Here is a 14,224-nt window from a genome sequence, read left to right on the forward strand (position 1 = left end):
CTCAGCTCACCCGCACCCGAGGATCGAGGGCCGCCACCAGCAGGTCCGACAGGAACGACGCGGCCAGCACGCACACGGCGGCGAAGAACGTCACGGCGGCGACGGAGTTGACGTCGTTCTGGTTGATCGAGTCGACCAGCCAGGCGCCCATGCCGTGCCAGGCGAAGATCTTCTCGGTGAACGTGGCGCCCGTGAACATCGTCCCGAACGCGAACGCGAAGTAGGTGGCCGACGGGATCAGCGCGGTCCGCAGCGCGTGCTTGATCAGCGCCTTCCTGCGTGGCAGGCCCTTGGCGATCGCGGTCCGCACGAAGTCCTGGTTCAGCACGTCGAGCATCATGTTGCGCTGGATCCGGCTGTAGAAGGCGATGGAGCCGAGGCTGAGCGAGATCGTCGGCAGGATGAGGTGGTTCAGCCGGTTGAGGAACTGGTCCCAGCCCGACAACTGCGGGTTGTACTCGCCGGTGTACTCGATCAGCGTGAACCCGAGCCCCCTGTTCAGGTTGTACGTGCCGATCGCCAGCAGCGTGGCGAGCACGAACACGGGAATCGCCATGATCACGAAGGAGGTGACACCTATTAACCGGTCACTGAGCTTGTACTGCTTCACCGCCGAGAACGCGCCCAGCGCCACACCCACGGCGAAGCCGAGGAGCGTGCCGATGAGCAGCAGGCGAGCGCTGACCATGATCCGGCGGCCCATCTCGTCGTTGACCGAGCCGCCGTTCCAGGTCCTGCCGAAGTCTCCGGTGACGACACCCTTGGCCCAGGTCGCGTAGCGCTCCAGCACCGGGGTCTTGTCGTTCAGGTTGTAGGCATCAAGTGTGGCGTCGATGACCTCCTCGGCCACCGGGGGCTGGCGCCCCTCGTACGCGCCGCGCGGGCTCATGGTGGAGGCCGCGAGGATGTACGCCAGACTGGCCGCGATGGCGACCAATATCACGTTTATTGCCAACCTGCGGAGCAGGTACTTGCCCATCACTCTCCGTTCGCGCTGACCGGGGGCACAACCTTCCTTGACGGAGAGGCACCCCCCGCAACGAAAACCCATCTCGCATCGTGAAATGTCAACGCGATGTCGGGATGGCGATCAGGGCGCAGAATATAAGCAAAAATATAACAGCTAGAAACGGCGATATATAACGGTAAGGTCACCTACAATAGATCGACAAGCCAGCTCAGGGGCCTCAAGGCTGCTGCCGACCTGCGGAAATACTGCTTACCGGTGACTCCGCAAGACCGGCCCATAAGGCCCTGTGTCACAGAATCCGAACATAAATCGCCGAGCGGACAAAGCCTCTATATCATATCCGCTCGGGTTACCGTTACGCGGGGCCGGATGATCTCACCGGGCCGGCCCGATCCCCGAGGCGGCGCTCAGGAAGAAGTCCTCGCCGCCCACCTGGCCGCCCTTGAGCGCCACCTGCAGCCCGTCGCAGGCGGGGTCGTCCGACGCCAGCACGCACACGGGGCCGCCGACCGCCAGCGTGCCGACCACGTCCAGGGCGCGGGCCCCGAGCGCCGACACGACCTGGCCGGAGGTGTCGCCGCCCGCCACCACCAGCCGCCGCGCCAGCCCTGCCCGCACCGCCGCGGCGGCCACCCGGCCGAGCAGCTCGCCGACGCCCGCCGGGTCGCGGGACGGCCCGCGCGTGGTCTGCACGATGGTGTGCCGGCCCTGGCGCAGGCTCGCCTCGGCGTGCGCGATCGCGTCGGGCCCGCCGGCGTCCAGCACCGCCCATCCGGCACGCTCGGCCGCGTCGATCTGCCGGGCGGTGACCGGCGACCGGCTCCCGGACACCACCAGCACCGGCGCGGCCGCCCCGAGCACCACGCCGCCCGCGTCCGGCGACACAAGGCCCGCGGGCGCGAGGCGGTCGCGCGGCGAAGGGGCATCCGCGGGCGAGAGGCCGTCGCACGGCGAAGGTCGATCGGCGGGCGAGAGGCGGTCGCGCGGCGAAGGGCGATCCGCGGGTGAGGGGCGGTCGGGGGCCAGGGCCGAGGCGAGGGCGTAGCTGAGGCCGCCCGAGCCCACGCAGTACAGAGGGCCCGGGCGCCGCGCGTCGGCGATCATGAGGGCGCCGAGGGCACGCAGGTGCTCCTCGGTGAGGGCGTCCGCGACGAAGGCCGCGTCGCCGCCCCGCGCCCGGTACGCCTCCCGCGACGCCCCCGCGGGCAGCCACCCCGTACGGCCCGCCCCCTGCTCGGCCAGCCGCACCCGCAGATCGGCCTCGGTCGCCGGGGTGACCGGATGGTCGCGGGCAGGCGGGTGGCGGTCGAGCCTGACCACCTCCTCCCCCGCCCGGACGAAGTGGTTGGCGAACCACGTGTAGCGCCCGAACTCCGGCTGCGCGGCCAGCACCGGCACCGCGCCGCGAGCCAGCCCCTCGCGGTGCAGCGCGGCGACGACCGCGCCGATGCTGCCGTGCGAGGGCGAGGAGTCGAACGTCGAGCAGATCTTGTACTGCACGGCCAGCGGCCCGAGCGCCGCCACGGCCCTGAGGGCGGGCAGCGCCGACGCCACCGGATCGGCCGACGCCCGCGCGGTGGTGGCGACGCCGATGACGTCGTCCCGGTCGTGCAGGTGGGCGACGTCCGTGACGAGCGACCCGCTCAGCCCGAACCGCCGGAACTGCCACAGCGCGTCCGTCGCGCCGGTGAAGTCGTCGGCCACGAAGGCGACGAGCGTCACGACGGCACCACCGCGCCACGCCCCGAGGCCCCGCCCCTCCCGGACGCGGCCCTCACCGTGGCACCGCCCCGCCGAAGTGCTCCAGCGCCCTGAGCAGCTCCGGCGAGTCCACCTCGGACAGCGGCACGCCCGCCACCGTCGCCGCCCACGCCTGGCGGATGCTCGTGATCCCGGCCGCCGGCCCGTCCGGGTGGCCGAGCACTCCCCCGCCGGCCAGCACCAGCAGGTCGTCCGTCCCCGTGCGCTCCAGGGTGACCGGCGCGGTCCCCGCCCACTGCGCCGACGACAGCACCGGCAGGCAGTCGAAGCCGCCGAGCAGCGGCGTGCGCACGGCCGCCACCATCGCCGCCACGTCGTCGTCGGTGACGTAGAACTTGCTGTGGAAGCCCCCGCAGTGCAGGTGGTCGATCCCGGTGAGCCGGGCCAGCTTCTGGTAGGCGGCGTGCCCGATCCCCAGCCCCGCGTGCCTGGCCAGCGCTCCGATGCCGGTGACGTGCGCGTGGATGGGCACCCTGGCGTGCCGGCGCAGCATGGCCACGGCGGGGAAGCCGACGACGTTGAGGTTGACCATGACGCAGGTCCCGCCGACGGCCACGACCAGGTCGTGGTTGCGCAGCATGCGGTCGGGCTCGTCGCTGATGTTGAAGGCGTACATCGGCCGCCGCCCCGTACGCCGCTCCACCTCGTCGAGCGCCCCCGTCACGGCCCGGACGCGCTGCGGCAGCGGCGCGGGCGGGCAGTCGGCGTTCACCTCGTCGTCCTTGATGAAGTCGGCTCCGGCCAGCCCCAGCTCCAGCACCAGGTCCACGTAGTCGGACGGGCGCAGGCCGACGTTGGGCTTGACGATGGTGCCGATCAGCACCCCGGAGGGCCGCCCGACGAGCCGCCGGGTGCCCTCCACGGCGAACCCCGCCGGCAGGTACGCCCGCCCGAACGCGGCGGGCAGCTCCAGGTCCACCAGCTTGAGCCCGGCCAGCTCGCGCAGCTCGTAGAGGTTGCCCGCGACCACGGGGAAGAGGTTCGTCAGGGAAGGGCCGGTGTTGTCCAGCGGGAAGCCGATGCGGACGAGGGCGGCGTGCAGCGGCTTGTCTCCGCGCGCGCCGGGCAGGGCCTCGGTGATCGGGGCGGGGATCTCGGTCATGTCGAGCACGACCGCGCTGTGCCGGGCCCGTAGGTCGTCGGTCTCGCCGGCGACGCTGACGAACGTCCCGGTGCTCTGCTCGCCCGCGATGGCGCTCACGGCCTGCTCCAGGGGGAGGCGGGTCACCACCTGGTACGTGGCCACGGTCAGCTCACGCATGCAGCTCCTTCGCCAGGTGCTCCATGGCCAGGGGCGGGCTGGCCAGGACGGGAACGGGCACCGCGACCGTCCCGGCCACCCGCGCCATCGACGCCTGGGCCAGCACGACCACGTCCACCTGCCCGCCCAGCTCGCTCAGCGCCTCGGCCACGCGGGTGTCGTGGGCGGCGGCGTCGCCGCTCATCAGCGCCTCGAACGCGCCCTCGCACAGCCGCGCCTCCAGCGAGATCTCGGCCCCGGCGGCGAGGGCGCGGCGCCGTACGAGGTCGGCGGTGGGTTCCAGGGTGGTGGACAGGGTGGCGAGCACGCCGACGCGGCGGCCGAGCGCGACGGCGCGGTCGGCCATCGGCCGGTCCACGCGGAGCACGGGCACGCCGGTCAGCGGCTCGGACGCCTCCACGGCCGGGCCGATGGAGGAGCAGGTGACGAGGATGTGGGAGGCGCCGGCGGCCTCCGCCGAGCCGATGTGGCCGGCGACGCGGCGGGCCGTCCCGGGGGTGAGGCGGCCGGCGGCGATGGTGTTCTTGATCAGGCTGTCGTCGACGATGTTGAACGTCTCGACGCCGGGCAGGTGTCGCGCGCACAGCTCGGCGAACACCGGCACCAGCGTGGCCGAGGTGTGGACGAGTCCGAGGGTTGCCGTCAAGGCCGCTCCATCCGGGGGTGGGTGAACAGGTCGTGCCAGACCTGGAAGTGGTCGTCGCTGGCCTGCCCGGCGGCGTCCGCGTCGCCGGCGAGCAGTGCCTCGTACAGGGGCCGGTGGGCGGCCACCGACACCTCCTTGTCGCGGGGGTGGGTCTTGAGCCGGTCGCGGCGCTGGCGTACGGCGCGGAAGAGCACGCCGGTCATCGCGTCGGCGAAGAAGGTGAGCGCGGGGTTGCCCGTGGCATGCAGCAGCGCCTGGTGGAAGGCGAAGTCGGCGCGGTCGATGCCCTCGGCGTCCGCGGCGGCCTCCATCTCGGCCAGGGCCTTGCCGACGTGGGCGATGGCGACCGGGTCGCCCCTGCGGGCGGCCTCCCTGGCGGCCTGGCGTTCGAGCGCGACGCGTACGGAGTGCAGGGACTCGATGGTCAGGTGGCTGGCTGACAGGGCGAGGTCGAGCGCGGTCTCCAGCCCCTGGGGGTCGAGCCGCTGGACGTACGTGCCGGAGCCCTGGCGCCTGCTCAGCACGCCGAACGCGTCGAGCAGCCGCAGGCGGTCGCGCAGCGCGGTGCGGCTGACGCCGAGGCGTTCGGCCAGCTCGCGCTCGGGAGGCAGCCTGGCGCCCTCGCCGAGCTCCCTGATCAGCCCGGACAGCGCGTCGGAGACGGGGTCGACGGCGATCACCTCGATTGGTCGTACCATTCTGGTGAATGGTACGACCAAAATGCTTCAATGTCACTTCATCAGATGAAAAACTAACTTCATCTGATGAAAGTCTATGAAAACGGGCGCGCGCGGGATAGCGTGCGGAGCCGTGGCAACTGATCCCCAGAGGGACTCGGCCAGGAACGTCCAGGTCGTGCACGCCCTCGGCGCCCGCATCGTCGGCGGCTCGCTGGCCCCCGGCACGTCCATCCCCATCGAGGAGGAGCTCGTCGGCGAGCTCGGCGTGGGCCGCTCCGCGGTGCGGGAGGGCGTCAAGGTGCTGGCCGGCAAGGGCCTGCTGGAGACCAGGAGGAGCGCGGGCACGATCGTGCGCCCCCGCGAGTCCTGGAACCTGCTCGACGCCGACGTGCTGAGCTGGCGCTTCGAGCCCGAGCCCCGGCCTGAGGACATCAGGGTGCTGGCCGACCTGCGGGTCGCGCTGGAGCCCGGGGCGGCCAGGGTGGCCGCCGAGCGGGCCGACGCGGCGGCCGTGCGGCGCATCGACGAGGCCATGGCCGCGCTGTACGCCACGGCCGACGACCCCGAGCCGTTCATCGAGGCCGACCTGGCCTTCCACCAGGCGATCTTCGCCGCCGCCGACAACGACCTGCTGCTCTACGTCTACGACATGATCAGCATCGCCCTGCGGTCCGTGCGCCAGGTGCACACCCGCTCGGTGGCGCACAACAAGGAAACGCTGCCGGGCCACGAACGCGTGGCCCAGGCGATCAGGCGCCGGCACCACCGCAAGGCCGAGGAGGCCATGCGCACGGTGGTCGAGGTGGCCCGCGCCGACGCCGAGCAGCACGTACGTCTCTGCTGTTAGCTGGAAAGGCTCCCCTTGGACGTCCTCCTCGAGGTCGACGGCCCCGTGGCCGTCGTCACCCTCAACAGACCCGCCAAGCTGAACGCGATCACCCCCGACATGGCCGCCGCGCTGCGTGCCTGCCTGACCCGGGTGGACGCCGACCCCGACCTCCGCGTGGCCGTGCTGACCGGCGCGGGCGAGCGCTCGTTCTGCGTCGGCAGCGACATCCGCGAGCTCGACGAGTACGCCACCCCGTGGGAGTTCCGCAACCGCGGCGACTACGGCGACGCCGTCCGCGCCCTGCGCAAGCCGATCATCGCGGCCGTCAACGGCTACGCCTACGGCGGCGGCCTGGAGCTTGCCATGGCCTGCGACATCCGGCTGGCCGCCGAGACGGCGACGTTCGCGGCCCCGGAGATCAAGCTGGGCTGGATCGGCGGCAGCGGCCAGTCGGCGCTGCTGGCCCACGCCGTCGGCCCGGGCAACGCGGCCACGATGCTGCTCACCGGCGACCCGATCGACGCCGCCCGCGCCCAGGCGTGGGGGCTGGTCACCGACGTCCATCCGCGGGACGAGCTGCTGAAGGCGGCCAGGACGCTGGCGCACACCATCGCCAAGCGCCCGCCGATCGCCGCCCAGACCGCCAAGGCCAACCTGAAGGCCGCCTACTCGATGCCGCTCGACCAGGCCATCCAGTACGAGCGCGACCTGCAGACCGTCTGCTTCGCCACCGCCGACGCGGCCGAGGGCAGGGCCGCCTTCGCCGAGCGCCGCGAGCCCGTCTTCGAGGGGCGCTGACATGGGAGTGCTCGACGGCTACCGCGTCGTGGACCTGTCCATCGCGATGGCGGGCCCGCTGGCCGCCATGCGGCTGGGCGACCTGGGCGCCGACGTGGTCAAGGTGGAGCCGGTCACCGGCGAGTGGCAGCGGCACGCCCCGGCGGGCGGCGCCAACGGCAACCGGGTCAACGCCTCGTTCCTGTCGCTGAACCGCAACAAGCGCAGCCTCGCCGTGAACCTCAAGTCCGGCGAGGGCCGCGAGATCGTGCACCGGCTGGCGGCGACGGCCGACGTGTTCCTGCAGAACTACCGGCCCGGCGTGGCCGAGCGGCTCGGCATGGACTACGACACGATCAGCGGGCTGAACCCGTCCATCGTGTACGTCTCGATGTCCGGCTACGGCGAGACCGGCCCCTACATCTCCCGCCCGGGCCAGGACCTGCTGCTGCAGGCCATGAGCGGCGCCATGCTGAGCACCGGCCGCGAGGGCGACCCGCCCGCGCCCGCCGGCTCCTACGCGATCGACGCCATCACCGCCTACAGCGCGTTCGAGGGCGCGCTGGCCGCGCTGCTGCACCGCGAGCGCACCGGCGAGGGCCAGCGGGTGAGCGTGAACATGCTCGACGCGGCCGTCGCCGTGCAGATGCAGGAGCTGTCGATCTTCACGGTCGGCAAGGTGCCGCAGCGGCGCGGGCGCGAGCCGCACGGCCACACCTACATCCGCGCCCCGTACGGCGTCTTCGCCACCAAGGACGGCTTCATCGCGCTCGGCATGCCCCGCCTGGACGGCCTGGCCGTGGCGCTGGACCTGCCGGCGCTGGCCGAGATGGACGGCGACGCCGACGGCCACACCCGGCGCGACGAGATCACCGCCCTGGTGGCCGGCCGCCTGCCCGAGCGCACGACGGACGAGTGGCTGGAGATCCTGGCCCGCCACGACCTGTGGGCGGGGCCGGTCTACGGCTACGCGGACCTGGTGAAGGATCCGCAGGTCGAGCACAACGGCTCGTTCGTCACCTACGAGCACCGCACCGAGGGCACGGTCACCACGCCCGGCTTCCCCTACCGCTTCAGCGCCACCCCGCCCGGGGTGCGCAGGGGCGCGCCGCTGGTCGGCGAGCACACCGCGGAGCTGCTGGCGGAGCTGGGCTACTCCGCGGAGCGCACCGCCGAGCTGGCGGCGGAGGGCGTGCTGGCATGCGAGGACTGACCTGGGACCATCCGCGCGGGTACGCGCCGCTGGACGAGCTCACGCGGCTCGACCTCGCGGGGGCGAACCCGTACGGGGACGTCCCTGAGCCGATCGAGTGGGACCGGCAGCCCCTCGAAGGCTTCGAGTCGGAGCCGATCGCGAAGCTGTGCCGGACGTACGACGTGATGGTGATCGATCACCCTGGGCTGGGCGCGGCGACGGGCGCGCTGGTGCCGATGGAGGAGCTGTTCACCGCGGAGGAGCTGGCCGGGCTGCGGTTCGCCGGGCGCTCCTACGAGAGTTACCACCTGGACGGGCGGCAGTGGGCGCTGCCGCTGGACGCCGCCACGCAGGTCGCCGCCGCCCGTCCCGGTGTGGTGGTGCCCGGATCGTGGCCCGGGGTGGTCGAGGCGGCGCGGTCCGGGCGGATGGCGCTGTGCCTGGGCGGGCCGCACGCGTTCCTCATGTTCTGCGCGGTGACGTGCGGGGACTTCCTCGACGAGGAGGCCGGGGAGCGCGCGCTAGAGCTGATGGCCGGGCTGCTCGCGCTCGCGGACCCCGCGCTGTCGCTGCGCAACCCGATCGGGGTGCTGGACGCGATGGCGGCGGGCGAGGTGGACTTCTGCCCGCTGCTGTACGGCTACGTCACCTATCCGCTGACCTTCAGCGACGCGCCCGCCTGGCCGGGCCGCAAGCCGGGCAGCGTGCTCGGCGGCACCGGGCTGGTCGTCTCCCGGCGGCGCATCGGGGAGATATGCGACGCGGTGCGCGCGCACCTGCTGCGGCTGACGTCGGAGCCGGTGCAGGGCACGCTCTTTCCGGCGACCGGCGGGCAGCCGGCCGCGCGGTCGGTGTGGACGGGCGGGCCCGGCCGGCGGGCACCCGGCGCGACCGTGGGCCCGCCCGCCTTCTACCGCGACACCCTCGCCACCATGGAGGCCGCCTGGATCAGGCCGCGCTTCCCCGGCTACATCGCCTTGCAGGAGCGGTCGTCCGCGCTGATCCGCGAGGGCCTGCTCGCCGCGACGCCCGCCCGCGACCTGCTCAAGACCCTGCACGAGGAATGGAGGACACCATGACCACGGCGCTCGTCACAGGCGCCGCCGGGGCGCTCGGCCGCGCGATCGTGCGCCGCCTGGCCGCCGACGGCCATCAGGTGGCGGCACTCGACGTGGAGGCGGGCGGGCTGGAAGGCGCGCTCAACCTCAAGACCGACCTGCGCGACCCGGCGGCGATCGAGGCCGCGTTCGAGGAGACGGCCGCGCGGCTCGGCCCGGTCGGCGTCCTGGTCAACAACGCCGCCGTCTACCCGGCCCGGCCGTTCCTCGAGGTGCCGCTGGACGAGTACGACCACGTGATCGCGGTCAACCAGCGCGCCTACTGGCTGTGCGCGCAGCACGCGGCCCGCCAGATGGCGGAGCTGGGCGGCGGGGCGATCGTCAACGTCGCCTCGATCACCATGCACGGCGGCTGGTCGGACCTGGCCGCGTACGTGTCCACCAAGGGCGCGGCGGCGGCCCTCACCAGGGCGCTGGCCCGCGAGCTGGGCCCGAGGGAGATCCGGGTCAACTGCGTCTCACCGGGCGCGTTCCCGACGGCCGCCGAGGAGATCCACGAGGACCTGGAGGCGTACAACCGGATGGTGCTGGAGCGGCAGGCGCTGCAGCGGCGCGGCACGCCGGACGAGCTGGCCGGCGTGGTGTCGTTCCTGACCGGCCCGGACGCCTCGTTCGTCACGGGCCAGTGCATCGAAGTCAACGGAGGGTGGGTGATGGCATGATGCCGGACCGCAGGCGGCTGGCCGAGCTGACGGGTGACCTGAGCGCGGCCGGCGGGGTCCGCCTGGTCACGCTGGGCGACGGCGTGGAGCGCGGGATCAGGGCGCTGGAGTTCAGGACCGGCTCAGGGCTGGCGTTCGAGGTGCTGGTCGACCGGTGCATGGACATCGGGCACGCCGAGCACGCCGGGCGCGCGTTCGGCTGGCGCTCCCCCACCGGCTTCCGGCATCCGGGGCTGCACGAGAACGACGACGAGGACGGGCTGTCGTGGCTGCGCTCGTTCTCCGGGCTGATCGTGACGGCCGGGCTGGACCACACGCTGTTCGGCGGTGACGTGCCGGCGGACGCCTACCGGTATCCGCCGCGCGAGTCCGTACGGCACGGCCTGCACGGCCGCGCCGGCAACCTGCCCGCCAGGCTGACCGGCTACGGCGAGCGGTGGGACGGCGAGCGGTGCGTGCTGTGGGCCGAGGGCGAGGTACGGCAGGCGGCGGTCTTCGCCGAGAACCTGCGGCTGGTGCGGCGGATCGAGGCCGACCTGGGCGGCGACGAGATCAGGCTGATCGACACGGTGACGAACGCCGGGTTCGAGCCGACGCCGCACATGTACCTCTACCACATCAATCTGGGCTGGCCGCTGCTCGACGAGGGCGCCAGGTTGGAGGCCGACATCCGGGAGACGCTGTGGCAGAGCGACAGCGTGGCCGAGCAGAAGGCCGACCACATCACCTTCCCCGGCCCGGTGCCGGGGTTCGTGGAGCAGGTGTACGAGCACGCGCTCGTCCCCCGGCCCGACGGGCTGCACCGGGTGGCCGTGGTCAACGACCGCCTGGGCATGCGGGTGGCCGTGGAGTGGCGGGCGGAGGAGTTCCCGCACTTCTTCGAGTGGCTGAACCTGCGCTCGGGCAACTACGCGGTCGGCCTGGAGCCCTCCACCCACCACGTGTCCGGCGACGCCGCGGCCCGGCAGGACGGCAGCATGATCTGGCTCGGGCCGCAGGAGTCGCGCAGCTACCACACGACGTTCCGGGTGGAATCAGCCTCCTAGCCTGTACGCCCGCCGCGCCGTCCCGGCGAACACCTCCCCCCGCTCACCCTCCGACAACCCGGCGCACAGCTCGTCCGCGGCCGAAACGACCTGGTCGTACCCGGCCGCGAGCAGGCACACCGGCCAGTCGGAGCCGAACATGACCCGCTCGGGGCCGAACGCCTCCAGCACCGTCCCGGCGTACGGCCGCAGGTCGGACGTGCGCCACGAACCCCAGTCGGCCTCGGTGACCATCCCCGACAGCTTGCAGAAGACGTTGGGCCGCGCGGCCAGCTCCTGGATCCGGCCGCGCCACGGCTCCAGCTCCCCCGAGGCGATCGGCGGCTTGGACAGGTGGTCGAGCACGAACGTCAGCTCCGGCAGCGCGCTCACCGTGTCGATGGCGGCCTGGAGCTGGTGGGGCAGCGTCAGCAGGTCGTAGGCCAGCCCCGCCTCCGCCACGGCGGCCAGCCCCCGGCGCACGTCGGGCCGGTTGAGCCAGGCGGGGTCGGCCTCGGACTGCACGCCGTGGCGCACGCCCACCAGCCCCTCCGGCAGGGCGGCCAGCGTGTCGGAGACGCCGGGCTCGGTCAGGTCGATCCATCCGACGACTCCCGACACAAGTCTTGACTCGGCGGCCAGCGTCAGGAAGTCTCTGGTCTCGTCGAGATCGGGCAGCACCTGCACCAGCACGGTTGCGCCCACACCGTTGGCGGCAGCGTGCTCTGCGAGGTCATCGAGGGTGAACGTGCGACGTACCGGGGCCATCTTGGCGGAGTCGAGCCAAGCGTGGGAGCGGGCGGACAGGTCCCAGACGTGATGGTGGGCATCGATGCGATTCACGACAGACATCCTATGTATGCGACAGGAGTGATCAACAGTGACCAGCAACGGATACACGCGGCGCGGAGTGCTCGCCACCGGGTTAGGCGCGGCGGCCGGTTCCTTGATCGTGAGCGGTGCCGACGCCCTCCCGGCATGGGCTGACGACGAGCAGGCCGCGCCGCTGACCCTCTGGTACACCCGCCCGGCCGAGGTCTGGCTGGAGGCGCTGCCGGTCGGCTGCGGGCGGCTGGGCGCGATGGTGTTCGGCGGCGTGGCCACCGAGCGGCTGCAGCTCAACGAGGACAGCATCTGGGCCGGCGGGCCACACAACTACGACAACCCGGGCGCGCTGGAGGCGCTGCCGGAGATCAGGCGGCTGGTCTGGGAGGACAAGTGGCAGGCCGCCCAGAACCTGGCGGACGAGAAGCTGCTCGGCACGCCCAGCGAACAGGCGTGGTACCAGGTGCTCGGCGACCTCACGCTGACCTATCCCGGCTCGGCCGAGTTCACCGGCTACCGGCGCGAGCTCGACCTGACCGACGCCGTCACCACCGTGCGGTTCACCCGCGACGGCGTGCGGCACGAGCGCGAGGTCTTCGCCAGCAACCCCGACCAGGTCATCGTGCTGCGGCACACCGCGGACCAGCCCGGCTCGATCTCGTTCACGGCGGCCTTCTCCAGCCCGCAGCAGTCCGGCTCGGCCGGCGCCGGGCGGGCCACGATCGCGCTGAACGGCGTCAGCGGCCAGACCGAGGGCATGGCAGGAGAGGTGCGTTTCCAGGCCCTGGCCAGGGCCGAGGCCAAGGGCGGCACCGTGCGCGTGGACGGCGGCACGCTGATCGTCGAGGGCGCGGACGAGGTCACGCTGCTGATCTCCATGGGCAGCAGCTACCGCAGCTACCAGGATGTCGGCGGCGACCCGGCGCAGGTCGCGGGCCGGCATCTGACGAAGGCGGCCGAGCGGCCGTACGAGGTGCTGAGGCGCAGGCACGTACAGGACTACCAGCGGCTGTTCGGCCGGGTCTCGATCGACCTGGGCACCTCGGAGGCGGCGGCGCTGCCCACGGACGAGCGCATCCAGCGCAAGCAGCTCGACACCGACCCGCAGCTCGCCACCCTGTACTTCCAGTACGGCCGTTACCTGCTGATCTCCTGCTCGCGCGCCCCCGGCTACGCCGCCAACCTCCAGGGCGTCTGGAACGACTCGCTAGAACCGGCGTGGCAGTCGAAGTACACCATCAACATCAACTGCCAGATGAACTACTGGCCCGCCGCGCCCGGCAACCTCATCGAGTGCATGGACCCGCTCTTCGACCTGATCAAGGACCTGTCGGAGACCGGCGCCCGCACGGCCAGGGACACCTACGGGGCGCCCGGCTGGGTCGCCCATCACAACACCGACGGCTGGCGCGGCACCGCCCCCGTGGACTTCGCCTTCTACGGGGTGTGGCCGACCGGCGGGGCGTGGTTGTGCCTGACGCTCTGGGAGCACTACCAGTACACCGGGGACGAGCGGCGGCTGCGCGAGCACTTCCCGCTGATCAAGGGCTCGGTGGAGTACTTCCTGGCCACCCTGCAGACCGACCCCCGCACCGGCTACCTGGTCACCAACCCGTCGCACTCCCCCGAGGTCGGCCACCACGAGGACAACGGCGAGAACGTCTCCATCTGCGCCGGGCCCACCATGGACATGCAGATCCTGCGGGACCTGTTCACCGCCTTCGAGGAGGCGTCACAGGTGCTCGGCGTCGAGGAGGGCATGCGGGCCGAGGCCGCGGCGGCCCGCTCGCGGCTGGTGCCCAACCAGGTGGGGCATCTCGGGCAGATCCAGGAGTGGCAGGAGGACTACCGGGGCGACGCGGCGCTGTCGCGCAGCCGGCACATCTCCCACCTGTGGGGTCTGTTCCCCAGCCACCAGATCGACCCCCGGCTCTCGCCCGAGCTGGCCTCGGCGGCACGGCGGACGCTGGAGCTGCGGGGCGAGGCGGGGGCCGGGTGGTCGCTGGCCTGGAAGATCAACTTCTGGGCGCGGCTGCTGGACTCCGTCGAGGCCTACAAGCGGCTGAGCAACCTGCTGGTGCCCGCGCGGACGGCGCCGAACATGTTCGACCTGCACCCGCCGTTCCAGATCGACGGCAACTTCGGCGGCACCTCGGGCATCACCGAGATGCTGCTGCAGAGCCACGGGGACCAGGTGCACCTGCTGCCCACCCTGCCCGCCGCCTGGCCCGCCGGGTCGTACCGGGGGCTGCTGGCTCGCGGCGGGTTCGAGGTGGACGTGGAGTGGGCCGCGGGGGCGCTGCGGCGCGGGCGCGTGCGGTCCCGGCTGGGGCGCAGGCTGACCCTCCGCACGGCCGTGCCCGTCACCGTCACGGAACGCGGGCGGGCGGTCAGGGTGGAGCGGCCGGAGGCGGGCGTGGTCGTCCTCGACACGCGGAAGGGGGCGGTCTACGACGTCGCGCCGTCCACCTGACG

The 14,224-nt window shown here is 72.5% G+C and carries 13 protein-coding genes; 7 read left to right on the top strand and 6 right to left on the bottom strand.

Annotation, left to right across the window (positions count from 1 at the left end):
* Window position 1: 1 nt before the first annotated feature.
* From HD597_RS36315 to HD597_RS36335, 5 genes are all read right to left on the bottom strand, one after another.
* Window positions 2–979 carry an ABC transporter permease gene (locus tag HD597_RS36315; protein WP_253748132.1) on the bottom strand — a complete coding sequence of 326 codons (978 nt, stop codon included), beginning with the start codon at window positions 977–979 and terminating at the stop codon, window positions 2–4.
* Window positions 980–1,345: 366 nt separating this feature from the next.
* Window positions 1,346–2,692 (bottom strand): four-carbon acid sugar kinase family protein, encoded by a 1,347-nt coding sequence (locus tag HD597_RS66125; RefSeq protein ID WP_253748134.1) that lies wholly within the window; start codon window positions 2,690–2,692, stop codon window positions 1,346–1,348.
* A gap of 52 nt (window positions 2,693–2,744) precedes the next feature.
* Window positions 2,745–3,992 (bottom strand): RuBisCO large subunit C-terminal-like domain-containing protein, encoded by a 1,248-nt coding sequence (locus HD597_RS36325; RefSeq protein WP_253748136.1) that lies wholly within the window; start codon window positions 3,990–3,992, stop codon window positions 2,745–2,747.
* The gene (locus tag HD597_RS36330) at window positions 3,985–4,638 is read right to left on the bottom strand and encodes an aspartate/glutamate racemase family protein (RefSeq protein ID WP_253748137.1); all 654 of its coding nucleotides are present in this window, start codon (window positions 4,636–4,638) and stop codon (window positions 3,985–3,987) included. The genes HD597_RS36325 and HD597_RS36330 overlap by 8 nt, the downstream gene beginning before the upstream one ends.
* Window positions 4,635–5,336 carry a FadR/GntR family transcriptional regulator gene (locus HD597_RS36335; protein ID WP_253748138.1) on the bottom strand — a complete coding sequence of 234 codons (702 nt, stop codon included), beginning with the start codon at window positions 5,334–5,336 and terminating at the stop codon, window positions 4,635–4,637. Before HD597_RS36335 ends, HD597_RS36330 begins: the two co-directional genes overlap by 4 nt.
* Before the next feature lie 112 nt (window positions 5,337–5,448).
* Between HD597_RS36335 and HD597_RS36340 the strand changes: the two genes are divergently transcribed.
* Genes HD597_RS36340 through HD597_RS36365 form a run of 6 tightly spaced genes read left to right on the top strand, consistent with a single transcriptional unit; the run spans window position 5,449 to window position 10,945 of the window.
* On the top strand, window positions 5,449–6,165 hold the full coding sequence (locus tag HD597_RS36340; RefSeq protein ID WP_253748139.1) for a FadR/GntR family transcriptional regulator: 717 nt from the start codon (window positions 5,449–5,451) through the stop codon (window positions 6,163–6,165).
* Between the two features lie 15 nt (window positions 6,166–6,180).
* Window positions 6,181–6,945 (top strand): enoyl-CoA hydratase/isomerase family protein, encoded by a 765-nt coding sequence (locus HD597_RS36345; RefSeq protein WP_253748140.1) that lies wholly within the window; start codon window positions 6,181–6,183, stop codon window positions 6,943–6,945.
* Between the two features lies 1 nt (window position 6,946).
* Window positions 6,947–8,137 (top strand): CaiB/BaiF CoA transferase family protein, encoded by a 1,191-nt coding sequence (locus HD597_RS36350; protein ID WP_253748141.1) that lies wholly within the window; start codon window positions 6,947–6,949, stop codon window positions 8,135–8,137.
* Window positions 8,125–9,198 carry a type 2 periplasmic-binding domain-containing protein gene (locus HD597_RS36355; protein WP_253748142.1) on the top strand — a complete coding sequence of 358 codons (1,074 nt, stop codon included), beginning with the start codon at window positions 8,125–8,127 and terminating at the stop codon, window positions 9,196–9,198. The genes HD597_RS36350 and HD597_RS36355 overlap by 13 nt, the downstream gene beginning before the upstream one ends.
* On the top strand, window positions 9,195–9,899 hold the full coding sequence (locus tag HD597_RS36360) for an SDR family NAD(P)-dependent oxidoreductase (RefSeq protein ID WP_253748143.1): 705 nt from the start codon (window positions 9,195–9,197) through the stop codon (window positions 9,897–9,899). The genes HD597_RS36355 and HD597_RS36360 overlap by 4 nt, the downstream gene beginning before the upstream one ends.
* Window positions 9,896–10,945, top strand: coding sequence for an aldose 1-epimerase family protein (locus HD597_RS36365; protein WP_253748144.1), 1,050 nt, complete (start codon window positions 9,896–9,898; stop codon window positions 10,943–10,945). The genes HD597_RS36360 and HD597_RS36365 overlap by 4 nt, the downstream gene beginning before the upstream one ends.
* Here the strand turns inward: HD597_RS36365 and HD597_RS36370 are convergent.
* Window positions 10,934–11,767: an amidohydrolase family protein gene (locus tag HD597_RS36370; protein ID WP_253748145.1), complete on the bottom strand. Its 834-nt coding sequence runs from the start codon at window positions 11,765–11,767 to the stop codon at window positions 10,934–10,936. The genes HD597_RS36365 and HD597_RS36370 overlap by 12 nt on opposite strands.
* A gap of 37 nt (window positions 11,768–11,804) precedes the next feature.
* Here HD597_RS36370 and HD597_RS36375 point away from each other — a divergent pair, with 37 nt between their 5' ends.
* Entirely contained in the window at window positions 11,805–14,222 is a 2,418-nt protein-coding gene (locus HD597_RS36375; protein ID WP_253748146.1) for a glycoside hydrolase family 95 protein, read from the top strand.
* Window positions 14,223–14,224: the final 2 nt, after the last annotated feature.

The organism is Nonomuraea thailandensis (genome assembly GCF_024172165.1).
In the GTDB taxonomy this organism is placed as follows: Bacteria; Actinomycetota; Actinomycetes; order Streptosporangiales; family Streptosporangiaceae; genus Nonomuraea; species Nonomuraea thailandensis.

Bases quoted from the DNA above. Each gene is read 5' to 3' on its own strand.
- HD597_RS36315 (WP_253748132.1), bottom strand. From the start codon at position 979: ATGGGCAAGTACCTGCTCCGCAGGTTGGCAATAAACGTGATATTGGTC.
- HD597_RS36325 (WP_253748136.1), bottom strand. From the start codon at position 3,992: ATGCGTGAGCTGACCGTGGCCACGTACCAGGTGGTGACCCGCCTCCCC.
- HD597_RS36335 (WP_253748138.1), bottom strand. From the start codon at position 5,336: ATGGTACGACCAATCGAGGTGATCGCCGTCGACCCCGTCTCCGACGCG.
- HD597_RS36350 (WP_253748141.1), top strand. From the start codon at position 6,947: ATGGGAGTGCTCGACGGCTACCGCGTCGTGGACCTGTCCATCGCGATG.
- HD597_RS36355 (WP_253748142.1), top strand. From the start codon at position 8,125: ATGCGAGGACTGACCTGGGACCATCCGCGCGGGTACGCGCCGCTGGAC.
- HD597_RS36360 (WP_253748143.1), top strand. From the start codon at position 9,195: ATGACCACGGCGCTCGTCACAGGCGCCGCCGGGGCGCTCGGCCGCGCG.
- HD597_RS36365 (WP_253748144.1), top strand. From the start codon at position 9,896: ATGATGCCGGACCGCAGGCGGCTGGCCGAGCTGACGGGTGACCTGAGC.